The organism is Paenibacillus sp. CH40 (genome assembly GCF_024213605.1).
Lineage (GTDB): Bacteria > Bacillota > Bacilli > Paenibacillales > Paenibacillaceae > Paenibacillus > Paenibacillus polymyxa_B.
The window spans coordinates 1,232,005-1,255,590 of record NZ_JANAVQ010000001.1 but is presented as its reverse complement, the minus strand read 5'-3'; the positions used below and the strand labels follow the sequence as shown (position 1 = coordinate 1,255,590).

The window sequence follows — 23,586 nt, the reverse complement described above, 5'->3', positions numbered from 1 at the left end:
CCTGATCTATCTCTTTTTGGCTGCGTCAATGTCTCCAGGATTCAGACCTTCCCATATGTTCGGGATACTAACGGTCTCTGGGTGCTCAAATACGAGAAACGCAGTCGGCAAATACCGCTCTCCGTATTCAGAAGAAGGCTTGTTCACAATGGCATTATCCTTGACGAGCACTGTTGAAGAACCTCCATCCAGATTAGCACCGATAACCGCTCCATGTTTAAGCAAAATATTTTGCATATCATACAAGTTGGCACCAATGCTGTACCCAGGCTGACGACCGTCGATGGTCACGAATATAATGGCCCCGTCTGCTCTTTGCCCCATTGCGGTACGGGGAGCAATTCCCCACCCCTCGCTTGCATTGCGAATCAAGCCTTTCCCATTCACGATTAGGCGTGGTTGAAAAGTAACCGCTTCTTGCACATTCATTTTGGACAACTCTGACAACGAATAGTGACCGGCTATCATTTTTCCCTGTTTATCAATACCTACGATTTGAACAGAGGCATTTTTGCCCATATCATTGTAGTATATCTCGCCCTGGGAAATGACAACGCCAATCGGTTTAAAACCATTCCCATTCCAGTTGGGATCGGCAAAGCCACCGCCATTTACGCCAGCAACAGCCCCTAAACGCTCGACCATACTAGATACCCTTTCTCCCCGGCCGACCTTGGAAGGAACCCCGAGCCGAATTTTAGTGGGGTCATGAACCGTCATAACATAGCCATGATAGTTACGGCCCGATACCTCTTCCACTTCAACCAGCGGCGTTTGTTGTACTTTGGTCGGTATCAGATCAGGCAGATTGATTGTATGTCTGTCCTTCTCCTCCCCCATCGCTTCAAAACGGGCCGAATATTCAGCCACACGTTTTTTCGCCTCTGCTTCACCGATAAAGTACTTCGCCCAGTGACGATGTTGGGTCGTGATCAGCGTATCCGCAGCCAAATAGCGCATGTCCTTGCCAGATGACGTTAAGAACAACCACGCACCACCCCCTATTCCTGCTACCAGGAATACAATCAACAGTCGCAGTATAAAACGACCGAATTTTCCTTTTCGTTTCTTTTTTCTATTTTTCTGCCTGCGAGCTACTGCACGCTTTGGCAAGACTTCCGGTTTCATTCATCATCTCTCCTGTTATTGGTGACTTCTATCTTATTCATCACTATGGCCCATCAAATGATCCGTAACGATAGGCAGCGACATCTAACGACAATATCATAAACTAATTTTGTAGAATGATAGTGTCAATTTTTTAACAGATTCATCCACTCTGAAAAAAAACACAGGAAAAAGTCCTCCACATGAATGTGAAGGACTGTAACTAAGGCTACTCACGCTTTTTACGGAGCAGCCTCTGGTTCGAGCAGCATGAACAGTTCTTTCATCTGCTGTCGCTTGAGTTTGGGACTAAGCACATACAATGTATCGCCCGGTTCAATCACCGTCGTGCCTCTCGGGGCAATAATTTGCTCGTTCCGAATTATGGCTGTGAATAAAATATCTTCAGGCAACTGTATATCCTGAATCGCTTTGCCCGCAATCGACATCCCTTTTTGTACCTGAATGTGGTTGATTTCCGAAGTGGTTTTTCCCAGAGAAACTAATTCCAGCAGTGAAGGAGATGACGTCTCGTTAGGGTCCATCAAGCCAAGCTTCACCGCTAGCCACGAAATAGTGGTACCTTGAATAATCGCAGAAGTGAGCACGACGAAAAATACAACATTAAAAAACAAGGGTCCTACATCCATCTCATCCAGTAAAGGATAGGTTGCTAGTACAATAGGTACCGCCCCCCGCAGTCCTGCCCAGGATAACAGTGTCTTCTCGCGCACAGAGTACCTGGAAAAAAGTAAGCTTAGGAATACGCCTATTGGACGAGCCACGAGCATGAGGATGAAGGAGAGCGCCAAGCTTTGCCACGCAATGCCCAGCAATTGATCGGGAAAGACCAATAGCCCGAGCAGGACAAACATCATAATCTGCACCATCCAGGCGAAACCATTGTTAAAATGGATAATGGATCGCTTGTAGGTCAAATCCGAATTCCCCAATACGATGGCCATGACATAAACCGCCAGCAATCCGCTTGCCTCCAGTAATGATGCCGCAGCATACGTCAAGACCGCAAATGCCAGCGCCATCACAGGATACAAACCGGAGGAATCAAAATTCATTTTATTAATCGCATATACACCGATACGTCCGAGTACAAAACCAACGACTAAACCGAAACCCATTTCCCATAAAAATAACAAGATATGTATCCAAATGGATTGCTCAGGGTGATGTATCAGCTCAATCAATGTTACTGTGAGAAATACAGCCATCGGGTCATTACTGCCGGATTCCGCTTCGAGCGTTGAGGTAATTCGTTTTTTGATGTTTTTACCTCCTAGAACGGAAAACACGGCCGCCGCATCGGTCGATCCGACAATAGCGCCAAACAGCATGGATTCCATCCAGCTTACGCCTAAAATAAACTTGGCGCATACGCCAATGACTACGGTCGTAATGATGACCCCTAACGTTGATAATGACAATGCAGGTCGAATAACCGGCTTAACATCTGCAAACTTTGTCTGCATCCCGCCTTCAAACAAGATTACAATGAGCGCGAGAATGCCCACCAGCTGTGTGATAAAGGCATTATCAAAATAAATAAACTGACTGAGCACCATACCTACGGCAATAAACAAAACGAGCGCAGGCATACCGAAACGGCTGGAAAATTTGGTAGTCAGCACGCCGACCAGCAGCAAGCCGGACAGCAAAAGTACAATCAAATTAATAACGGTTGTCTGTTCCATACGGCTTCTCCTATCTTGAAAATAGATGTTCAATTTTTCGCCTTCTATCTATATACCCTCAAATCACACAGAATACTAATCCTAAATAAAAAAATATATAATAAAATCAAAAAATCCAGCTCATGGTTTGTGCTAAATCGCACTCCATGAGCTGGTTTGTATATTTTTTATAGGGCTTAAGCAGAGACTATCGTCGTGCTTTAGGCTTTAGGATGAATCATATGCGCAGGTACAACATATTGATCGAACTGTTCTTCAGTCAACAGTCCGCTGCGGAGTGCCGCCTCTTTTAGGGACAGCCCTTCTGCATGTGCAAGTTTGGCGATTTTAGCGGCATTTTCATATCCGATATGTGGATTCAATGCCGTCACCAGCATCAGCGAATTATTCAAATTGTGCTCAATTTTAGCGAGATCAGGCTCGATGCCAATCGCACAGTTGTCGTTAAAAGCAATCATGGAATCGGCCAGCAGATGAACAGATTGCAAAAAATTGTAGATGATTACTGGCTTAAACACGTTCAGTTCAAAATTACCCTGACTCGCAGCAAAGCCGATAGCTGCATCATTACCCATTACTTGCGTAACGACCATCGTCAGTGCTTCACTTTGAGTCGGATTCACCTTACCTGGCATGATGGAGCTACCTGGCTCGTTAGCAGGAATTGTGATTTCGCCCAAGCCGCTACGCGGACCACTTGCCAGCCAGCGAACATCATTGGCGATTTTCATCAAATCAGCCGCGAGCGCTTTGACTGCTCCATGTACGGCCACCACTTCATCGTGGCTGGTCAGTGCATGAAATTTATTGGGTGCGGAAGTGAACGTTTTGCCAGTGAAACTAGAAATTTCTGCAGAGGTTCGGGAGCCGAACTCTGGATGAGCGTTAATTCCTGTCCCCACGGCGGTTCCGCCAATCGCCAGCTCCTTCATGTATTGCACCGTGTCGATGATAATTCGCTTGCTCTTGTCCAGCATAGCATACCAGCCGCTTATTTCCTGCCCCAGAGTAAGCGGTGTCGCATCTTGTAAATGGGTTCGTCCAATTTTTATAATATCCTTGAATTGCTCTGACTTCTGTTGAAAAGTCTCTTTCAGCTTATCAATGGCAGGCAACAAACGGTCCTCCACTGCAATGACACCCGCTACATGAAGCGCCGTAGGAAACGTATCATTTGAGCTTTGCGACATGTTTACATCGTCATTGGGATGCAGCTTCGTATCTTTTCCCTGCTCTTGTAACCATTGGCTTCCCAGATGAGCAATCACTTCATTTACATTCATATTGGACTGCGTACCGCTTCCTGTCTGCCATACAACCAACGGGAAATGGTCATCAACCCGCCCTGCGAGAATTTCGTCTGCTGCATAAATAATGGCGTCCTGCTTCTCCTGTGATAGCTTACCCAGCTTATAGTTACTGATCGCCGCGCTTTTTTTAAGCACCGCGAACGCCTGTATGACCTCTAATGGCATTTTCTCCGAGCCAATCGGGAAATTTTCCTTGCTGCGCTGTGTTTGCGCTCCCCACAGACGGTCTGCCGGTACCTTGATTTCGCCCAACGTATCCTTTTCGATGCGGTAGTTCAACTCATTTCCTCCTCTTGGCCTATGTAATTCAGACAAAATATGGTGCTCTCTCTTGCCTATTATACATTAAATTTCAAATGTTATCATTTATTTTGCAAGCGCTTTTTTACGATGCGGCCAGAGGAGGCGAAAGGAAATTTCATTTACAAGCATGGCTACTAGGTTCAACTAATGGTGATATTGCTTTTGCCATGGACTTCTTTTCTGCCCAGTAGCTTGTTCAGCGCATCGATGTAAGCTTTGGCGCTAGCTTCCAAAATATCAGTACTTGTGCCTCTTCCCAGAGCTGTGTACTCACCTTGCCTCAAAATAGCGTGTACTTCCCCCAACGCATCTTTGCCATATGTTACAGATTGGATCGAATAATCCTCCAACTCCACCTCTTCACCACTGGCCTTGTCTATAGCATGGAAAATCGCATCTACAGAACCGTTACCCATTGCTACTTCATCAATTGCTGTCCCATCTTGTTTACTCAACCGAATGGATGCGACTGGAACCGACTGATTGCCATAAGACACCTGAATGGAATCCAGTGTGTACATTTGAGGTGAGGCATTGCGGCTTTCGTCCATCAGGACGTGCAAATCTTCATCTAGCACCTGTTTTTTCTTATCCGTCAAGGCCTTGAATTTGCGGAACGCCTCTTGCAGCTGTTCCTCCGTCAAAGCATCAAACCCCATGTCCGCCAGTTTTTCTTTAAATGCATGTCGACCCGAGTGCTTGCCCAACACAAGTTTACTCGTCTTCAGCCCAATACGCTCAGGGGACACGATCTCATACGTTGTACGCTCTTTAAGCATTCCATCCTGGTGTATACCAGACTCGTGCGCAAACGCATTGGCTCCAACAATGGCCTTGTTTCCCGGTACCGACATCCCCGTACGTTTGCTCACCAGTCGACTGGTGGCATACAGCTCCTCCAAAACCAGACTCGTTTGTGCACCATAAAGCTCAGTTCTGGTATCAAGGGCCAGTGCAACTTCCTCGATAGGTGTATTTCCGGCTCGCTCACCGATTCCATTGATGGTACCTTCAAATTGATCTACACCATTACGGATGGCCGCCAGCGTGTTAGCTGTTGCCATGCCAAGATCATCATGACAATGTGTGCTGAGTTGTATTTTTTCGATACCGGGCACTTGTTGCTTTACAATTCTAAACATTTCACCGAACTGATCCGGCGAGGCATACCCCACCGTATCCGGTAAATTGACGACTGTCGCTCCAGCACGAATCGCCATATCCACGACTTCACAAATAAAGTCCAGCTCGGTACGACTGGCGTCCTCTGCTGAAAATTCTACCTTGCTGAAATACTTGCGTCCATAACGAATGGCAGCAGCAGCGGTCTCTAATACTTTCGCTTTATCCATTCGCAGCTTATGTTGGCGGTGAATGGGTGAGGTAGCCAGGAACAAATGAAGACAGGCATCCTCAGCTCCTCGTAGCGCCTCTCTGACTGCATCAATATCCTGTTCTTTCGAGCGTGCAAAACCAACCAGTGTTGCTTGGGTAACCTGTTTGGCAATCTCCTGCATGCTGATAATCTCACCAGGCGAGGTTGCTGGAAAGCCAGTTTCAATCCGATCTACGCCTAATTTTTGCAGCTGAAGAGCAATTTCCACCTTTTCTGAGCTGGTTAAGCTAACTCCTGGTGATTGCTCTCCATCTCTTAACGTTGTGTCCAACACCCATATTTTGCGCATACAGATACCACCTTTGGTTTGATTTTAGGAGATGCTCAAGTAAAAGGCTCAAAGATCATTATATTCATCTGATCATCTGATGTTTAATGATAAAAAAATTATGAACTTCCCATATGCTTTTGCAGCTCCAGCTTGGTGCCGTCCAAATGTTGAATGCTATAAAGTTCGGCAGCCTTGCCATCCTGATCACGGATTGCTTCATATATTTTTTCATGCTGCAGAGTAAAATGATTTTGCATCGCTGGATCGGTAATGAGATTGTTCAATGCCTTGCGAATGGCCTCTACAAAGCTGCCATATACGTCTGTAAGCACCTTATTACGTGTAGCTCCGGCAACAGCCAAGTGAAAAGTGATATCCGCATCTAGGTACCCAGTCAAATCTCCAGCGGCCAAAGTTGCAGCACGACGGTCCAACGCCGCACGCATTAAGCGTAAATCTTCGTCATTACGACGTAATGCAGCCAATCTGGCAATCTCTAGTTCCAACACACTCCGCACTTCATAAACCTCAATAATTTCAGCACGGCTTAAACGGTAATCCAATGGCTCTTGAGAAGTCGTCGGTTGGCAAACAAAAGTTCCGTGTCCTTGCTTTTTCTCTAATAGACCGGCATGCACCAGAACGCTAACCGCTTCACGTACTGTAGATCGCCCGACTCCGAATAGCTTCATGAGCTCAGGCTCGGTTGGAATCTTAGTGCCCACATTCCATTCACCAGCAGCAATTTTTCGTTGCAGCTGTTCAGCCACTTCATCGGCGATTTGCTTGCGTTTGACGGCTTGAAAAGGAAAATTCATCTGATCATCTCCTGTTTCGTATCATACTACGACTGCTTGTCATTCTGCAACCTTTTTCGTCCTCCTTCCCCATTGGTCCTTACCTGTGCTTACATACCCAAATAAAGCCTGCACCGTTGGACACGATACAGGCCTATAAGGATAAATTTAAATGTTAGGATTTCGATTTATTAGGTGTAATACAATACAAACGGCTGGTTGCTTCAAAAATATGGCCTGGAGCCAGTGCAATCAATCCGATCTCCTCTGCTGGCAGGTCCGGACGATTCGGTGCATTGATCATGTTCATTTGCGGCTCAGGACAGATGAATTCCTTGTTCGCTTTGTTATTCCAGATCATCCAATGCTTATAAGCTGTGCCTACATCGTATACGAGGGTAGCACCTGTCTTACTGTGTGTCAGTTCCATGTAGTTGCGTCCATTTTGCGGAGCTGCCGTGTAATGATTATCCATAGAGGCAAAATAAGGACTAACTCCCGTCGTCTTCAGCAGTTCCTCTTCCGGAGATAAAGGCTGGAACTGACCTGTGGCCAACAACCGTTCCGTCAGCTCACGACGCTCACCGATTGTGACCTTAATCTTGTAATCCTCAGGCGAGCTATCGGGTACGAACGGAACGCGAATCGCTGTGTGAAAGGCAAATAAGTTGGGGATCGGTTGATCGCCCTCGTTATGGATCACATAACGCTGATGCAGGCCAAATTCGTCCAGGCTGTACGTTAACTTCATGGTAAAGGTGAAGGGTAAATAGCGGAACATGGGATGTCCTTCCCTTACATGCTGATTCATTACCACATAGCTACCTTGCTCCCCAGAACCGTAGTCCTCAACCTCCCACCGAACAGTGTGTAAAAAGCCATGCAGATGGTTGTGGGTCGCCTCTTCATTTATCGGCAGCTCATATGTAACACCATTCCACAGGAATTTTCCATCCTCATACCGATTCGGAGGAAACAGGAAAGGAATTCCGTAAACGGACGGGCTTTGCTTAAAAGCCTCTATGCTCTCAGCATCTGGCTCACGTAGAAAAGAATATCCCGTTTCATTGTCACGAAAAGAAATCAGATTTGCGCCGTTTCCCGGCAGGGCAACTGCTTCATATCGTCCAAATTTAAGACGAATCGCCGGTATTCCATAATAAAGATCACCAATTGCAGCATGTTGTTGTGTCATTAAAAAATCCTCCTTGATGAAATGACGATGTTTAATGAAAGCGTTTAGCTTTTGGCTTGACTATACCATGCTAAGCAAAAAAATTCCACGTCCACACAAAAAACGATGCCCCGCAAGGCATCGTCCTTCACACATCACTACACATAACGGCCCTGTTTGGGTACAGCCATGTGCTCAAAATCTCCCGCCAGTCGCTCCAGCTGATCTGTCAGCTCAGCACCATGCATGTAATGACCATGTCCTGTGACTGCAATCTCAGGCTTTAACTTGGCCAGCATTTCCACCGAACGCTGCGCAGCTTGCCAATCTGTCGTAAAATACGCAGGAGGCCCATGTATTTCTTTTTCCTGTAAAATAACGGCCAGTGCCGATTCCTGTTTCACCGTAATAAAAGCGTCACCGGCCACCATTAACCTTCTTCGCTCATGAAAAAGCGATACATGACCAGGTGTATGTCCTGGCGTATGCAGCCACTTCCAACCAGGGGCACCGGGGACACTGCCTTCTGGGGGCAGTGATGTGATGCGATCATCGAGATCTATAGCATCATTAGGGTATAAGAAGGAAATGCCCGACATTAAACCTCCCCCTACACTAGGGTCAGGTTTTTGATAATCCTTCATTCCCGTCAAATAAGGTAATTCCAAAGGATGTGCATAAACAGGTGTACCCCAATGCTGTACCAACTCAATAACCGAACCTACATGATCAAAATGACCATGTGTAAGCACAATAGCGATCGGAGGGCCAGTGAACCGTTCCTCTGCCAGGCGTATGATCGAGTCTGTAAATCCTGTCATCCCCGTATCCACCAGCACCCAGGAACGGCTTCCCGGCTCCCCAATAAAACACATATTTACAAACAGCGTCCGTAAGCTCAGGAGATCGGGAGCAGCCTCTTCATTTGCCGTCATTCCTTCGGTGAACAGATGATTTGCCAAAGCTTCACCCTCCTATTCACATGGAATTTCCTGTTAATATCGACCTTTAGGCTTCCCCCCATGTCAGCAGATTATGCGGACACTGCTAAATATAATCCGCTTGTCACGAAAATAGACCATGTTTACATTACTCGGGTAATTTGCTCCATGCCGTATCTAGCAAATAGTCGAACAAATCATCGTTCTCTTCAATCCAGCTATCCATTTGCAGCATCTCTTCCTCCACCCGTGGCTCTCCCGCAAAATGGAGACTGTAATCCCATTCCTTTCCCCTTTTGCTGTGGAATGTGATTTCATATACAGAACTCTGTCCCTCTACTTTAAATACCACTTGGCCCAGATAAGCACCATTCTCATCTTTTGTCATTTGAGCCTGTTGAATATGTACTTCTTTCACTTCCTGAGGTGAATTTTGCTCTGTCATTCATCTATCCGCCCTTTCATTTTCACTAAATAGTACCAAAACTGATTTGTGAACCTTTTCGTTACATTGTACAATATATAAGCTATGTGTGGAATTTGCAAAAAAACTGTGCAAGTTACCCAAGCCTTATTTAAGGCTTTTCGTGAAATGGAGGAAAGTTACATGTCAGATTTTCAACAAAAATTGCAAAAATATGCCGAGTTAGCCGTTCGGGTCGGCGCCAATGTCCATCCTGGGCAGACACTCATCGTTCATGCGCCAATTTTGTCCGCCGAACTCGTGAGACTTATCGTCAAATCAGCGTATACTGCTGGGGCCAAGCTGGTTACAGTAAAATGGAGTGATGAGACTATTACTCGATTACAGTATGAACTAGCTCCTGATGAAACTTTTAATATTGCTCCCAAATGGTACGCAGCCGAAATGACTGAAGAGGTCGAAAATGGCGCAGCTGTACTGCATGTCATTGCAGAAAATCCGGATTTGCTTCAGGGAATTCCGTCCAGCCGAATTACTGCTGCCCAGCGTGTGCGGTCACATGAATTACGTCAATATCGTGAGTATCAAATGGCCGACAAATTCAGTTGGTCTCTGATTGCTTATCCTTCAGCAGAGTGGGCTGCCAAAGTATTCCCTGATCTGCCAGCTTCTGAGCAAATGGATAAACTGTGGGATGCCATTTTCAGCACCGTGCGTGTGGATCTGGATAACCCTGTGGAGGCGTGGAAAGAGCATTTGAAAACCCTTTCCAGCAAAGCTGATATTTTAAATGCCAAACGCTATAAAAAGCTGCATTATCTGGCTCCAGGCACAGACCTCACCATCGAATTGGCAAAAGATCATCTGTGGGTAGCAGCCGAAAGCGTCAACCAACAGGGACATACTTTTGTAGCCAATATGCCTACCGAGGAAGTGTTTACAGCTCCGCTCAAAACGGGAGTGAACGGTAAGGTCAGCAGCACCAAGCCACTTAGCTACAGCGGAAATATCATCGACAACTTTTCACTGACTTTTGAAAATGGACGTATTGTCGATGTACAGGCAGAAACCGGTTTGGAAACTCTTCAGCATCTCGTAGAAATGGATGAAGGTTCACACTATCTGGGAGAGGTTGCTCTCGTACCTCACAAGTCACCTATCTCTGATAAAAATATTTTATTTTATAATACGTTGTTTGATGAAAATGCCTCTAACCACTTGGCCATCGGTAATGCTTACGCATTTAACCTTAAAGGCGGCAAGGATATGACTCAAGAGCAGTTGGCTGCCAACGGCCTGAATTCCAGCCTGACTCACGTCGACTTTATGATCGGTTCAGCTGAAATGGACATTAACGGCGTTACCGAGGACGGTACTGAGGAACCTATCTTCCGTAAAGGAAATTGGGCGATCTAACACGGCAAAAAAGGCTCCCACCGCTTTATGCGTGAGAGCCTTTTTGCTTCTTCCTATATGCTATGTTAGATCTATTTTACAACGTGTTAATCCAAGAATTTGCTGCAATTCCAAAAACAATTTGTATCACGCTGATGATGAAAAAGACAATAAGACAATTTACAACTCTTCGATTGGTGGTTTGATGCATGGATAAAGATGATTTCACGTAAAACATGCTGCCCAATATTCCTATACACACACCGAAAATCCCCGAAAATAGCAATCCTATAACCAAGCTGATCACGACAAAAGCCCAACTCCAGCCCGGAACTTTACTCACAGGAACATAAGGTTGATTGGACCCAAGATATACACCTTATAACATAAGTTGCAAGTTAAAAAATGGAAAAAAGGTCGCTGATCAGCGACCTTTGAATCTACTTTATTATTTCGTATGAGATTAGCTTTTATGTCCAATTTTAGCCTTGTAGGCAAGTGAATATTGGTCAGCCGCTAAAATCGCATCAAGCACATCATCCGCTGTGACAGCAAATGGTAGATTGTGAGCAGTTTCGCCTTCTTTAGTAGCAGCCTGAGCTACCCGGTACAAATCCTCTCGGGAAGCTTCCTGTAGCTTAATGTCTTCCAGCGTGACAGGCAGATCGAGTTTTAGATAAAAGTCAATATACCGCTCCACCTCGGACAAAGGTCTTTTTTCCAAAGCAAGCTGGACTAAGGTGCCAAAAGCTACCTTCTGACCATGTGTCAGGTGATGAATATCCCCTTCCAGAACGGTAAAACCATTGTGAATCGCATGTGCGCCTGCCAAACCGCCGCTTTCAAAGCCCAAACCGCTTAGCAACGTATTGGCTTCGACTACCGCTTCAAGCGCAGGTGTGACGACTTTGCGTTTTACGGATTCATAGGCCTGCAGACCATAATCGAAAAGAACTTCTTCACACTTGGACGCAATGGCTTCTGCCGCCAAGGTTGGCAAACCACCAGCCATTGTCGTTGCGCGAGCTTCAATGACCGCACGGACCTCAATCCACGTTGCCATGGCATCTGCGATGCCTGAAGAGAGGAACAAGGGCGGCGCTTGAGAAATGACTTTCGTGTCCACCAGGATCAGGCTCGGATTTTTACTGAAAAAGGTATACGTATCAAATGCACCCTCATCGGTGTACAAAACAGATAGTGCACTAGTAGGGGCATCTGTAGAAGCAGTCGTTGGAATAATCACAACTGAGGAACCGAGTAGTTCATTAACGGCTTTGGCCGTATCCAGCGTTTTACCACCACCTACACCAATGACAATATCGACCTGGGCGCTTCGTCCCTGATCCGCAATACGGTTGACTTCATTTTTCGATGCTTCCCCTTGAAACTCAATTTTAACCGCCGTAATATCAGCCTGTTCCAGACTTTTTACTACGCGGTCGGCTGCAATCTCCCAAACCAGTTTGTCCGCAATAACCAAGGCAGTATGACCTAATGGCTTAACATACTCACCTGTTTTATCAATCACATTTTTCCCTTGCACATATTTACCTGGACTAATAAATACTTTTTCGCTCATCGTTTAACTCTCCCTTCCAAGTTTGTACAATTTCTATTATACGGTTGAAAGGGCACACATCTCAATTTCGAAACCAAGATCTTCAATCATTTGATGATCAAATGTGACCTCCTGGCCTTCTGTCGTTAAATAATCTCCTACAAAAATTGAATTCGCTGCATACAGGCATAGCGGTTGTAACGAGCGTAAATTCAACTCTCGTCCACCTGCAACGCGTATTTCTTTAGATGGACAGATGAAGCGGAACAGTGCCAGCACCTTCAAAGCTTGGATAGGTGATATTCGCTTTGCTCCTTCCAACGGGGTTCCAGGGACTGGATTCAAAAAGTTAACCGGAATAGAGTCAGCATCTAACTCCCGTAAGGCATAAGCCATTTGTACGATTTCCTCATTCGTTTCCCCCATCCCGATAATAACGCCAGAGCATGGAGACATTCCGTGAGATTGAGCCATTTTCACAGTTTCGACGCGTTGATCGTATGTATGTGTGGTTGTAATCGAAGGATAGTTGGCCTTACTTGTATTTAAATTATGATTGTATCGATGTACCCCAGCCTCTGCCAACCGCCGTGCCTGATCTCCCTTGAGAATCCCTAAGCAGGCGCAAATTTTGAGCGGCATCGTGCGATTAATTTCTTGTACTGCCTCAATCACCTGATCCAGCTCTCGATCTGTTGGACCTTTGCCGGAAGCTACGATGCAATACGTCCCTGCTCTCCGCGCTACTGCTTCCCTAGCTCCAGCCAACAGTGATTCCTTGTCCAGCATACTGTACTTGCTCACAGGCGCCGTGGATACGATAGATTGTGAGCAATAACCGCAATCCTCCGGGCACAGGCCACTTTTGGCATTGATGATCATGTTGAGCTTTACTTTTTTTTCATAAAAGTGATGTCGCACCTGAAATGCAGCTTGCATAATCGGTAATAATTCCTCATCGTCGGCTTCCAGTACCTCCATACCTTCTTCCAGCGATATACGGCTGCCTTGGATCGCTTTTTCAGCCAACAAGCCCCAATCTATAACCTCGTTTAGTAAATTCATACTTCTTGCCTCCCAAAATTTAATGATCATGTAAATGGATAAGATTTTCAACGCAGAGGAAGTTCCTTTTTTTATTGTCAACCCAAGCGATTATGTTTAGGTTGACAATAACACGAACATCATATCAATTCATGTCCTTTCTGTAAAGGAGGCAAATTAAAAAGCGACCCCACATCGTTCAAGGTCGCTCTCAAGATTTATTCCGTATTCCGTTATGAGACTCCTGCTTCTTCCAAGATAATAGGCTGTTTTATCAGCCGAATACGTGAAATCCGCTTGTTTTCAACTTCTTCTACCGTGAACATACATCCCTCAAACACTACAGTCTGGCCAGGCTGTGGAGGAATAACCTCGACATGTGAGTATAGCCAGCCCCCTACCGTATCATAATCCTCATGATCCAGATCCAGTCCAAAGCGATCGTTCACTTCATCAATTAATAACATGCCGTCAATGGAAAATTCCTCGTCATTAATCTGCTCACAACTCGGACGTTCCTGATCGAACTCATCCTGAATTTCACCAACGATTTCTTCCATAATATCTTCCAGTGTTACCATACCCGATGTACCGCCATATTCATCAATCAAAATTGCGATTTGCGTCTTGCTACGCTGCATGCGTTTGAGCAGATCACTAATTTGCGTAGATTCAGGGACAGCAAGAATCGGTCGAATCATCGTACGGGTATCCAGTGTGTTCGCCCGTAGAAGGTCCTTAATATGGATAAAGCCGATAATATGGTCCTTATCTTCGGCGCAGATTGGATAACGGGTTCTCATGCTTTCCGTCGCAATCGCGAGATTTTCTTCTGTGGACTCATTACTGTATAAGCAGATCATCTCAGTTCGCGGAATCATGATTTCCCTGGCGGTCGTGTCGGTAAAATCAAATATATTATCAACAAGCGCCAATTCCGTATTATCAATTAGTCCGCTCTTATTGCTTTCTTTCATCAGAATGCGTATTTCATCTCCGGTATGCGCGGAATCGTCATTTTCAGATACCGGTTCCAGACGGAATAAACGCAGCAGGCTGTTCGCCATTCCATTTAACGCCCATATGAATGGATACATCAACTTGTAAAACCAAGTCATCAGCATGGCTGAATACAGCGTAATGGTCTCAGATTTACGAATAGCTATCGTTTTGGGCGCCAATTCACCCAACACAATATGCAGAATCGTAATAACAATAAATGCAATAACCACGGCAGTACCGTGCACATATACCGCTCCTAATCCAGCGGCTGTAAATACAGGTTCGATCAAATGTGCGATGGCCGGCTCTCCGATCCATCCTAGTCCCAACGATGCTAGTGTAATACCCAACTGGCAGGCAGACAAATAAGCGTCCAAGTTGTGTAACATATTGGCGGCGTACACGGCCTTTTTATTGCCCGCTTCCACCAATGTTTCAATACGGCTGCCTCTGACCTTCACCATGGCAAATTCCGCAGATACAAAAAAACCATTCAATAGTACTAATGCAAAAACAATAAATAAGTTAAACATACTCGGTAAAGGGTCACTCAATATGCTCCCCATCAGCCGTCATTACGGCAGACAGGCGCACCTCCTTCGGATAGTTTCATCATAGACAGAACGATAACACATCATAAGCAGCGTCAACTTCCCAACACATTCACTCCCTCCAACTTCCAAAGCCATATTCCGCATAAATGATTAGATCATTCATCAGCTTATATTTAATTATATAACTATACTCTATACAGTCAAACCACAAGCAATGTCAGAAAAAACAGCTCCCCTATCATTTAGGTCATAAAGCTCTCGTTTTCGCCGCTTACCATCAAGAAAGCTACTATATTTGAGAAAGATTATAAACAAAATACATCCCCTGCCGTCTGGCAGAGGATGTAGACTCATATATATGAAGGCATCAGCGAACCGGGGATGCACCCGGATTCCCGATGACGCCGGGATATTGGTACAACAATGGCTCATCAAACGTTGCATAGTCCAGGTTTAGCATCAGCAGAATGGTCCGTTTGCCTGTCGCCGGATCACTAATAATAATGTGATCCCGACCTGCTGCTTCCAGAATGCCTTTGAATATTTTCGCATTCCATTCCCGGTTATTTTCATAGGTCATATAAAAGGTTCCCGTTTTTCCTAAGTTCAAGCGTAAAATATTTTCGATGTATGATTGCTCGTATTGCGGAGTCTGAACCTGCACTACGGTACCCGTTGGTGTCATAGGGCTGCCACTACTTACTTGAGGTGGAAAGCCAGTCATAGGCTGCATGGTTCCCATTGGAGCCATCCCTCTTGGCCATTCGGGATATCCGTTGCCGGAAGCATAAGATACGGGACGGTAAGCTTGCTGTGAAATCATGTAAATTCCTCCTAAAATGGTTTTAATTTAATTCTTCAAGCCATTCTGTAAAGTGTCTAATATACATTAGGACAATCCTGTACAGACGGGCTAAAAAAGCAGTGGGCTTTAAAACGTCCGGTATTGGTCTGGTCATACCAAGTGCCCGGACAGTTTCCTGCTGGTCTGAAAAACCATAATGCATTGGATGCCGGATGTAGCTTTTCTCCATTGATTACACGCTGGGCAAGTCGAATGTCCCGATCACGGGCTTTCTGATAAAAATACCCCTTCTGAGTGGCTTCAAAACCTCCGGGGCTTTGAAACACCATGTCATTCATGAGACGTATCCCCCGGAAATCTAGGCAATTGGATAAAATTCGGTTCACACCGACATTGCCAACCATGAGCATCCCCATCTCGCCTTCACCTTCAGCCTCAGCCCGCATCAGCCGGGCGAGGGTCCTTACATCTTCTGAGTTGGTCTTGATTACAGCCACCGCGTCCCCTCCTCGCTTCTCCATCACATACCCTATCGTATGGTACAAATGCCCAATGGGTGACAGTCCAGAAAAATAAAAAAATAGCCCCAAGACTGGGACTACTCATTCAGGCTTTTATTATGGCTCATAAATCATTTTACGCGTCATGCCACCATCTACTACCAGATTCGTGCCTGTTACAAAATCATTGCCGGGTTGTGTCAAATACAGACAGGCCCGTGCGATGTCCTTAGGGGTTCCTACTCGCCCAGACGGATGCTGTTGATGGTCTTCTGCACGCAGTTGCTCATAATCCCCGGTTTCAATCCACCCTGGACTGATGCAATTGACCTGAATCCCGTCCTTTCCTAGCGATATGGCCATCGCGTGTGTAAGGGCCGCAATCGCTCCTTTGGATGCTGCGTAGGCTTCTGTATCCGGCTCTGACATGAAAGCTCGTGTAGAGGTCATATTGACCACAGAGCCACCTTCTGCGTTTCGTTTCATCACCTTAGCTGCTTCCCTAGTGGCAATAAAACAGCTGCGTACGTTTGTATTCAGAATGTCATCCCATTCTGCTATCGTTAACTCATAAGGAGATTTCCATTTGGACACGCCAGCGTTGTTAATTAGCGTATGAATCGTACCGTATTCTTCTTCCGTGGCACGGATTAGCGCTACAATATCTTCTTCCTTCCGCACATCACAAGGAATAAAAATGGCCTGATAGCCCTCGTTCCGGGCCGCTGCAGCGGCTGCTGCACCCTCCTCCTCATTGTGGTCGGCAAATACAACATGGGCACCCTGAGCAGCGTAGGCAAAAGCGACTTCTTTCCCGATGCCATGCGCCGCTCCTGTTACAATAACAACTTGTCCCTCAAATGACACAAATCATTCCTCCTCTGAACTACACTGTTCTAGTATATATGTACCAAAATGTGCTGTACAAGAAACATCTACAGCCCTCTACCCTGGCATCTCGCAGAAGGCTGTAAATGAATCCAAAAAATAATTAGACTGAATTCTACATTTTAACCTGTTCCAAGCTATAGCGATTAAGACGCTGAAACCCGATATACCTTGTACCCTGAAAAGTAAGCCGTCCCTCATCCCCTTCAGCGCATTGACCATATTCTTCCCCAGATACCTTAAACTCCATCCGGTCGCCACTTTCCACCTCGAAGGTTACGTAATAGAAAGTATAGGTACGAGTCCCTTGTTCCTCCTGCCGCCTCTGTTGGAGATGTGTCCTTCTGGCTGTAATTCGGGAACCGACCGTCAATACAGGCTGCCTTTTATTCCGACTCCATTCCATGACTTCCCTGCCTGCAGACAACACGACAATACCCAACACTACAACGAAAAATACGGGCAGTACCGTGCCCAGCCAATCGAACATCCATAATGACTCAAAACCCATGCACCGCACTCCTCTCCGCCAGGCATTTCACAGGGAAACTACCGGGCATCCTGCCTAACCTAAGCTTTCTATAACAGTATATGTATGTTCCTGCCCAAATTTGATAGCAACCCTTAAGAACGCCAAGAGCCCCCACGGAATTATCCGGGAGGGCTCAAGATATGGCGATATCAGAATGATGCATCGATTTACACATGTACAAGCTGGAGATAACGTTGTGTTTCATCCAGAACTTCATGATTTTCGTCTTCAGCGTAACGCTCTGCACACTGCTTGCAGTCCTCTTCAGTCGTGCAACCATAGGCATCCTGGCAAGTATAACAAAATTGAAGGTAGTATTGGGTTAACATATGATCCTGATTCGCTCTCATGCTTATCACTCCTATCGTTGTTTACAGGTTTAGTATAACAGCGGCTTATTTGTTAGTTTGTGATTTTTTTCACATATAGTCATATAAAATTTAAATTTTTTAAAAATAAAACGCCCTGGGAAAAACACCCCAGGGCAATCACCTTTATAGCGATTATAAAATTCTCCAGTTCGCACCGCCGTCCGTCGTTTTCAGCAGCAGTGACTTTTTGTCATCAAGGCGTTCCAAAAGAAGCCAACCCACCGAAGAAGAAGCGAAACGGAGCTTAACCGATCGTGGGTAGTCTTTTAGCTTCAAAGGTAGCACTTTGTTGCCTGTGAGACTTGTCCACGTCTTCCCCCCATCCATTGTACGGCTCATTCCGGTCTCGGTTATGATCCACCCTTCCTTTTCATTTAGAAACGTACGGCCAGGGATAATAGAATTAATGTTGCTACTCAGACCCAAAGGCACACCGTTCCATTGTGTCCCTGTATCGTTTGTAAACAGTCCGTTATATTTTATGGCCTTATCCCCATAGCAAAGAACCGGAATCCAGTACGAGGCACTGCTCCCTTTCAGAGACTGCTGGGCTTCTGCTTTGGCCTGAGGACAGCCCTGTATTCTGTTAGCTACCGGAGTCCAGGTTTTCCCTTGATTCAAAGTCTTGTACAACTTAACACTGTTATCCAGATTGATCGCTACAAACCCCTGATTGTTGGAAGAAAAGCTCATCCCCGCCAGGCTGCCCCGATCGGGTAAACCTGAGCCTGATTTGTTGGATGTCATACTCGAACTTTGCGCAACTTTATTCCATGTGGCTCCCCCGTCAGTGGTGTGATACAACAGTTTTTGTTGATCCTGCTCATTCAGATTTACATATGCCATGATCCAGCCAGTAGTTGGATTTACATATTGAATCGAGCTCACATGGTCCCCGCTTGGAAGCGCTGAAACATCCCAGCTCTGTCCTCCATCTGCTGTTCTCAGAATGACGGTTGCTGTTTTGTCCAAATTTTGACGGACAACCCAACCGTGACGAGAATCAGTGAAACTGATGTCCTTTCCATATTCAAGCTTGTCTTGAAATTGGACGTTTTCGGAGGGGGAAATATTATTCCATGTCTTTCCGCCATCATGAGTATCATAAAGCCGAAGCTCATTATGGGTAACTCCCCAAACTAACCCTTTATTGTTATCAATTAAATGAAAATCCGCTATTCGCGTCTGTACTACATATTTGGCGTTGGGATCGCCCACCTTTGGAGTCACTGGTGGATTAATAGTAATCGTCTGACCCTGGTCATCAGGTTCCTCAATCGGAGGTTTAGTTAACGTATCTGGGGCTTCAGCAGAACAGGCAGTCAGTAGAATGCCCGTCAGCAGCAGTACTCCCCCCAAGAGCGCACGCCAGCGCAGTTTCATATAAAATCCTCCCTCGATGGCATGCTGTAATCACGTGCCAAAAGCTTATCTGAAACAGAATTATACCATAAACGCCTCTATGTGACACTTTTCGCGTAATGGCAAAAAAAACCGGACCCTTCACAAAAGTGTAGGATGCCGGCTCTTTTTATACTAGAATTTATTAAGATTTACGGTTCAACAAACTTTTGTGGTATCCATAGAAGAAATAGATCAACAATCCAAGCAGGAGCCACACAATGAATCCAATCCAGGTGCTAATATGAAGCTGAAGCATCAGACCGATGCAAACCAAAGCACTTAAAAGTGGGAGCAACGGAACCCACGGCACGGTAAAGCCTCTTTTCAAATCAGGGCGTTTCTTGCGCAGAACGATAACTCCTACCGATACCACAGCAAAAGCGAATAGGGTTCCAATACTCGTCAGATTGGTCAGTGCATGTAACGGGAACAATCCACTAGCCAATGCGATAATGCTGCCCACCAGCCAAGTGCTTCGAATTGGCGTTTGAGTTTTGGCATTTATTTTAGATAAAAAAACGGGTAAAAGGCCATCACGTGACATGGAGAAAATTAACCGCGTTTGGCCATACAAGAGCACCAATAAAACGGTCGTCATCCCCGCAATCGCACCGACTGAAATCAATCCGGCTACGAAATCCTGATGAATAAAGCGGAGAGCAAACGCAACAGGATCACTTACCCCCAACTGCGTATAAGGTACCATTCCCGTTAGTACAACTGAAACCGCAATATACAGTACTGTGCAGATCGCTAGAGAAGAAATAATGCCGATGGGCATATTCCGTTGCGGATTGCGAACCTCTTCGGCTGCAGTTGAGATGGCGTCGAAACCCAGATAAGCAAAAAATACGATTGCCGCAGCACTCAAAACACCAGAAAATCCATAAGGCAAAAATGGTGTCCAGTTGTCAGGCTTAACATAAAAGATACCGATCCCAATAAATAGCAATACAACTCCGACTTTAACACAAACCATTATTAAATTGAATCGGACCGTCTCCTTGGCTCCGAGACTTAGTAACAATGTGATGAGCATAATGATGCACACGGCTGGTAGATCAATAATGGTCCCCTTGGTCGAATCGAAGGCTGCGGTTAAAGCCAGCGGTAAATGTACATCAAATCCAGCCAGCAAGCCTTGAAAGTAAGCAGACCATCCACTACTCACAGAGGCGGCCGCCACTCCATATTCCAGAATTAGGTCCCACCCCAATACCCAGGCCAAAATTTCTCCAAATACAATATAACTATACGCATAAGCGCTCCCAGCTGCGGGAACTGTAGATGAAAGCTCCGCATAGCACAAGGCTGCTAGTACGCAGGCAATACCTGCAATAACAAAGGAGAGCATCAATCCAGGACCTGCATTTTCTGCTGCTGCCTTGCCAGTAATAACAAAAATCCCGGTACCGATAATACATCCTACACCTAGCATGGTGAGATCAAAGGCACCCATTGTTCTCTTTAAGCGACCTGTAGATCCGCTTTCCTCATGCGGGAGCAGTCCTGTTTTTTTTCGAAATAAGTCCATATGCCGAATCCTCTTTCCTTAATTTCATGCGTCAATATCGGTGCTGCAACGCTTTAGTGCGTGTTCTTATCATTCGATTAATTATTAGCGAGCTCGCCTTTGAAGTCAAGGAAAAATGTCATATTTCTTTGCGGTGGGTTAGTATATAGGGTACACTGAGTTGGAAAGATAAATTTTTAAGTAATATCCCAAAATAAAAAGGTATACAACCCGAGAAGGAGATGAGGATTTTATGAGCTTAAAACCTTACAAACGAAGTAGAGTGGCCATTGTCGGCATGGGAGCGGTTGGCACAACAACCGGCTATACCCTACTTCTGCGCCAACGCATGTCAGAACTTGTCTTTATTGATGTCAACGTCAAAAAGGCGAAGGGGGAAATGCTCGATATGAATCATGGGCTTCCCTTTCTCGGTGGTGTCAAAGTGTGGGCAGGTGATTATGAAGACTGCCGTGATGCAGATATCATTATTGTTACAGCGGGCGCTTCACAAAAGCCGGGAGAAACGCGCATTGATTTACTGAAGCGTAATGCCGAAATTTTTGAAAGTATTATTGATAATATCGTCAAGGTCAATACACATGGTATTTTGCTGATCGCAACCAATCCAGTGGACATTCTCTCCTACATCTCTTGGAAACGCAGTGGTTGGCCTTCAAGCAGAGTCATTGGATCAGGAACGTTGCTGGACAGCGCACGCTTCCGCTATCTGATCGGGAAGCAAAAGGGCATCGATCCACGAAGCATCCACGCCCATATTATTGGAGAACATGGTGACTCTGAGTTACCTGTATGGAGCACAGCCAACGTAGCTGGAACTCCGCTGGAACTGGGTGAAGAAACGAAAAATGAAATTTTTGAAAATACCAAGAATGCTGCCTATGAAATTATAGATGCTAAAGGCGCAACTTCTTATGCTATCGGGCTGGCTCTCGACCGAATCGTAGCCGCCATTCTCGGGGACGAGGGGTCGGTACTTAATGTGTCCACCTTGCTGGAAGATTATAACGGAGTATCTGACGTATATTTAGGTGTTCCAAGTATCGTAGATCACAATGGGGTACGTGAAATTTTGGATCTTCCGCTCAATGACGAGGAACGTGCAAGGTTGCTTCAATCTGCGGACAAGCTGAAAGATCAAATTAGCAAAGTTCATATGTAGATCAGGAACATAAAAGCTAAACAAAACTGGCCTCCACAGCGGTAATATCCGTTGAGAGGCCAGTTTTTTAGTCATTATAATGTAAAAGTTCAATTTGTCGTCTTGCTTTGCATTCGAATTACCAAGGTGGCGTATCGCCATCCACATCCTCATTTTCATGCTGGCGTTTCTCTTTTAGCCGCTCAGCCACCGTTTCAAACGATTCAGGTTGGAGCAACTCAATCGGTGAAAATCCCTTTTCAAACGTAAATGCATCGCCTTCAATAATAAGTGCATATCTATCATGAAGTTTCGTGATGTGCAGCTTGGCGCCAAAGTCGGACAGTAGCCCACGCACGGCCGTATCATCTAGTTTAAAACGAACTTCAATTTCTGGTTTCAGCTCGACAATATGCTGTGCAGCCTCTACGACCTGAAGGGGTTCCCATTTCCCTTGCAAATCCCGTTTTTCGCTAGCCGCCCACAATTCCAGATCACGCTCTTCCTGCTGTCTTTCCTCATTAGATGCATCCGGCCATTTGGTTTCTACATAGTTCTGAACGAAGCCCATGACATGCTCATTGACAATTTCGGGCATGGATTGCTCATAGGTCACGAATTTTAAAAAATCTTCAAAATACCGGGCATGCGAAGACTGGTGAATTTTAAGCTCCCACTCATCGTTCATCCCCTCCTCAAGCATGTAAGGATACATGATGGATTTCATATTACGGGCAGAAATAGCCATTTCGACCTCACTCACCAGACTGCTTTCAGTAATTCTGGCAATTTTAGGTTCAAAATCACATTTAAGCACAAAAATAAACGGATCATCCGAGTGTGTATTCAAGGTAGCCTGTACAATGATCAGCGCTCCGCCGCGTACTGCGCTCGTATCCAGATACATCCGCACCAGATCGTCACAAGCATTTTTAAAATCTTCCTTATCCTCTGCTGCCCGCAGTCGGGCGAACATATTGAAATTCGGATTACTGCTCAATTCATGCTCCGGTTCGACGATAAAGCGGCCGATTTTGGTCGGTGCCTGCTCTGTGCTGGGATTTTTTTCAACCTTCCGCTTGCTAATACGAGTAAATTCCCCGTCCAGAAATTTTTTAACATCGCTTTCGTCATAATCGTAGTCGTCCATTGTAGCGTAATGCTTATAGGACTTACCACCCTGTCCTTCTTTTCCATCTACCTGAATTACAAAAAAAGATAAAAAATCCACTTGAAAGTTCATTTATGTTCCATTCGCTCCTTTTCAGGCATGTACGCGTAATTATATCACTATGATTTTAAAAGGTACATCGGATTCAGAGCCCTATTATTAGATAAGCAACTTAGTTAACATAATATATATTATGTTAACTATTTTTTCATTAGATATTATTACCAACTCACAAGTTTAAAGTGAGTACTT

The 23,586-nt window shown here is 45.4% G+C and carries 21 protein-coding genes; 2 read left to right on the top strand and 19 right to left on the bottom strand.

The annotated features are described in order from the left end of the window. Positions 1 to 6: 6 nt before the first annotated feature. The 8 genes from NLX73_RS05530 to NLX73_RS05495 form a co-directional block, all read right to left on the bottom strand. The gene (locus tag NLX73_RS05530; protein WP_254325550.1) at positions 7 to 1,128 is read right to left on the bottom strand and encodes a phosphodiester glycosidase family protein; all 1,122 of its coding nucleotides are present in this window, start codon (positions 1,126 to 1,128) and stop codon (positions 7 to 9) included. Positions 1,129 to 1,349: 221 nt separating this feature from the next. Next, positions 1,350 to 2,816 carry a potassium/proton antiporter gene (locus NLX73_RS05525; protein ID WP_235309733.1) on the bottom strand — a complete coding sequence of 489 codons (1,467 nt, stop codon included), beginning with the start codon at positions 2,814 to 2,816 and terminating at the stop codon, positions 1,350 to 1,352. A gap of 200 nt (positions 2,817 to 3,016) precedes the next feature. Continuing rightward, complete coding sequence (gene fumC, locus NLX73_RS05520; RefSeq protein WP_025722755.1) at positions 3,017 to 4,405, bottom strand: class II fumarate hydratase; 1,389 nt, start codon at positions 4,403 to 4,405, stop codon at positions 3,017 to 3,019. Positions 4,406 to 4,569: 164 nt separating this feature from the next. Then, positions 4,570 to 6,114 (bottom strand): 2-isopropylmalate synthase, encoded by a 1,545-nt coding sequence (locus tag NLX73_RS05515; protein ID WP_254325549.1) that lies wholly within the window; start codon positions 6,112 to 6,114, stop codon positions 4,570 to 4,572. A 98-nt stretch (positions 6,115 to 6,212) separates the two neighbouring features. After that, entirely contained in the window at positions 6,213 to 6,914 is a 702-nt protein-coding gene (locus tag NLX73_RS05510) for a FadR/GntR family transcriptional regulator (protein ID WP_061828291.1), read from the bottom strand. Positions 6,915 to 7,068: 154 nt separating this feature from the next. Further along, positions 7,069 to 8,088, bottom strand: coding sequence for an aldose 1-epimerase (locus tag NLX73_RS05505; RefSeq protein WP_013310435.1), 1,020 nt, complete (start codon positions 8,086 to 8,088; stop codon positions 7,069 to 7,071). A 137-nt stretch (positions 8,089 to 8,225) separates the two neighbouring features. Then, positions 8,226 to 9,029 carry an MBL fold metallo-hydrolase gene (locus NLX73_RS05500; protein ID WP_254325548.1) on the bottom strand — a complete coding sequence of 268 codons (804 nt, stop codon included), beginning with the start codon at positions 9,027 to 9,029 and terminating at the stop codon, positions 8,226 to 8,228. Positions 9,030 to 9,156: 127 nt separating this feature from the next. Continuing rightward, positions 9,157 to 9,453, bottom strand: coding sequence for a hypothetical protein (locus NLX73_RS05495; protein ID WP_061828288.1), 297 nt, complete (start codon positions 9,451 to 9,453; stop codon positions 9,157 to 9,159). A 162-nt stretch (positions 9,454 to 9,615) separates the two neighbouring features. Between NLX73_RS05495 and NLX73_RS05490 the strand changes: the two genes are divergently transcribed. Then, the gene (locus NLX73_RS05490) at positions 9,616 to 10,848 is read left to right on the top strand and encodes an aminopeptidase (protein ID WP_069289646.1); all 1,233 of its coding nucleotides are present in this window, start codon (positions 9,616 to 9,618) and stop codon (positions 10,846 to 10,848) included. Between the two features lie 442 nt (positions 10,849 to 11,290). Here NLX73_RS05490 and NLX73_RS05485 read toward each other — a convergent pair whose 3' ends face one another. From NLX73_RS05485 to bcaP, 10 genes are all read right to left on the bottom strand, one after another. Continuing rightward, positions 11,291 to 12,409, bottom strand: a complete 1,119-nt coding sequence (locus NLX73_RS05485) for a glycerol dehydrogenase (protein ID WP_061828286.1) — start codon at positions 12,407 to 12,409, stop codon at positions 11,291 to 11,293. 36 nt (positions 12,410 to 12,445) lie between these two features. Next, positions 12,446 to 13,453: a biotin synthase BioB gene (bioB, locus tag NLX73_RS05480; protein ID WP_061828285.1), complete on the bottom strand. Its 1,008-nt coding sequence runs from the start codon at positions 13,451 to 13,453 to the stop codon at positions 12,446 to 12,448. Positions 13,454 to 13,665: 212 nt separating this feature from the next. Then, positions 13,666 to 14,967 carry a hemolysin family protein gene (locus NLX73_RS05475; protein WP_254325702.1) on the bottom strand — a complete coding sequence of 434 codons (1,302 nt, stop codon included), beginning with the start codon at positions 14,965 to 14,967 and terminating at the stop codon, positions 13,666 to 13,668. 388 nt (positions 14,968 to 15,355) lie between these two features. Beyond that, positions 15,356 to 15,811 (bottom strand): spore coat protein GerQ, encoded by a 456-nt coding sequence (gene gerQ / locus NLX73_RS05470; RefSeq protein ID WP_061828284.1) that lies wholly within the window; start codon positions 15,809 to 15,811, stop codon positions 15,356 to 15,358. Between the two features lie 56 nt (positions 15,812 to 15,867). After that, positions 15,868 to 16,290 carry a cell wall hydrolase gene (locus NLX73_RS05465; RefSeq protein WP_061828283.1) on the bottom strand — a complete coding sequence of 141 codons (423 nt, stop codon included), beginning with the start codon at positions 16,288 to 16,290 and terminating at the stop codon, positions 15,868 to 15,870. Between the two features lie 120 nt (positions 16,291 to 16,410). Next, positions 16,411 to 17,160 carry an SDR family NAD(P)-dependent oxidoreductase gene (locus NLX73_RS05460; RefSeq protein WP_250271462.1) on the bottom strand — a complete coding sequence of 250 codons (750 nt, stop codon included), beginning with the start codon at positions 17,158 to 17,160 and terminating at the stop codon, positions 16,411 to 16,413. 136 nt (positions 17,161 to 17,296) lie between these two features. Further along, the gene (locus tag NLX73_RS05455) at positions 17,297 to 17,692 is read right to left on the bottom strand and encodes a DUF2500 domain-containing protein (protein WP_013371386.1); all 396 of its coding nucleotides are present in this window, start codon (positions 17,690 to 17,692) and stop codon (positions 17,297 to 17,299) included. Positions 17,693 to 17,880: 188 nt separating this feature from the next. Next, positions 17,881 to 18,063: a hypothetical protein gene (locus tag NLX73_RS05450; protein ID WP_061828281.1), complete on the bottom strand. Its 183-nt coding sequence runs from the start codon at positions 18,061 to 18,063 to the stop codon at positions 17,881 to 17,883. 153 nt (positions 18,064 to 18,216) lie between these two features. Then, positions 18,217 to 19,467 carry a WD40/YVTN/BNR-like repeat-containing protein gene (locus NLX73_RS05445; protein ID WP_254325547.1) on the bottom strand — a complete coding sequence of 417 codons (1,251 nt, stop codon included), beginning with the start codon at positions 19,465 to 19,467 and terminating at the stop codon, positions 18,217 to 18,219. 163 nt (positions 19,468 to 19,630) lie between these two features. Then, positions 19,631 to 21,022 carry a branched-chain amino acid transporter BcaP gene (bcaP, locus tag NLX73_RS05440; RefSeq protein ID WP_076295092.1) on the bottom strand — a complete coding sequence of 464 codons (1,392 nt, stop codon included), beginning with the start codon at positions 21,020 to 21,022 and terminating at the stop codon, positions 19,631 to 19,633. A gap of 232 nt (positions 21,023 to 21,254) precedes the next feature. Between bcaP and NLX73_RS05435 the strand changes: the two genes are divergently transcribed. After that, entirely contained in the window at positions 21,255 to 22,184 is a 930-nt protein-coding gene (locus tag NLX73_RS05435) for an L-lactate dehydrogenase (protein WP_013310450.1), read from the top strand. A gap of 118 nt (positions 22,185 to 22,302) precedes the next feature. Here the strand turns inward: NLX73_RS05435 and NLX73_RS05430 are convergent, their stop codons facing one another. Then, entirely contained in the window at positions 22,303 to 23,406 is a 1,104-nt protein-coding gene (locus tag NLX73_RS05430) for a DUF3900 domain-containing protein (RefSeq protein ID WP_165176927.1), read from the bottom strand. Positions 23,407 to 23,586 lie beyond the last annotated feature (180 nt).

Bases quoted from the DNA above. Each gene is read 5' to 3' on its own strand.
- NLX73_RS05530 (WP_254325550.1), bottom strand. From the start codon at position 1,128: ATGAAACCGGAAGTCTTGCCAAAGCGTGCAGTAGCTCGCAGGCAGAAA.
- NLX73_RS05525 (WP_235309733.1), bottom strand. From the start codon at position 2,816: ATGGAACAGACAACCGTTATTAATTTGATTGTACTTTTGCTGTCCGGC.
- NLX73_RS05515 (WP_254325549.1), bottom strand. From the start codon at position 6,114: ATGCGCAAAATATGGGTGTTGGACACAACGTTAAGAGATGGAGAGCAA.
- NLX73_RS05510 (WP_061828291.1), bottom strand. From the start codon at position 6,914: ATGAATTTTCCTTTTCAAGCCGTCAAACGCAAGCAAATCGCCGATGAA.
- NLX73_RS05505 (WP_013310435.1), bottom strand. From the start codon at position 8,088: ATGACACAACAACATGCTGCAATTGGTGATCTTTATTATGGAATACCG.
- NLX73_RS05495 (WP_061828288.1), bottom strand. From the start codon at position 9,453: ATGACAGAGCAAAATTCACCTCAGGAAGTGAAAGAAGTACATATTCAA.
- NLX73_RS05490 (WP_069289646.1), top strand. From the start codon at position 9,616: ATGTCAGATTTTCAACAAAAATTGCAAAAATATGCCGAGTTAGCCGTT.
- NLX73_RS05485 (WP_061828286.1), bottom strand. From the start codon at position 12,409: ATGAGCGAAAAAGTATTTATTAGTCCAGGTAAATATGTGCAAGGGAAA.
- bioB (WP_061828285.1), bottom strand. From the start codon at position 13,453: ATGAATTTACTAAACGAGGTTATAGATTGGGGCTTGTTGGCTGAAAAA.
- NLX73_RS05475 (WP_254325702.1), bottom strand. From the start codon at position 14,967: ATGTTTAACTTATTTATTGTTTTTGCATTAGTACTATTGAATGGTTTT.
- gerQ (WP_061828284.1), bottom strand. From the start codon at position 15,811: ATGATTTCACAGCAAGCTTACCGTCCCGTATCTTATGCTTCCGGCAAC.
- NLX73_RS05455 (WP_013371386.1), bottom strand. From the start codon at position 17,692: ATGGGTTTTGAGTCATTATGGATGTTCGATTGGCTGGGCACGGTACTG.
- NLX73_RS05450 (WP_061828281.1), bottom strand. From the start codon at position 18,063: ATGAGAGCGAATCAGGATCATATGTTAACCCAATACTACCTTCAATTT.
- NLX73_RS05445 (WP_254325547.1), bottom strand. From the start codon at position 19,467: ATGAAACTGCGCTGGCGTGCGCTCTTGGGGGGAGTACTGCTGCTGACG.
- bcaP (WP_076295092.1), bottom strand. From the start codon at position 21,022: ATGGACTTATTTCGAAAAAAAACAGGACTGCTCCCGCATGAGGAAAGC.
- NLX73_RS05435 (WP_013310450.1), top strand. From the start codon at position 21,255: ATGAGCTTAAAACCTTACAAACGAAGTAGAGTGGCCATTGTCGGCATG.
- NLX73_RS05430 (WP_165176927.1), bottom strand. From the start codon at position 23,406: ATGAACTTTCAAGTGGATTTTTTATCTTTTTTTGTAATTCAGGTAGAT.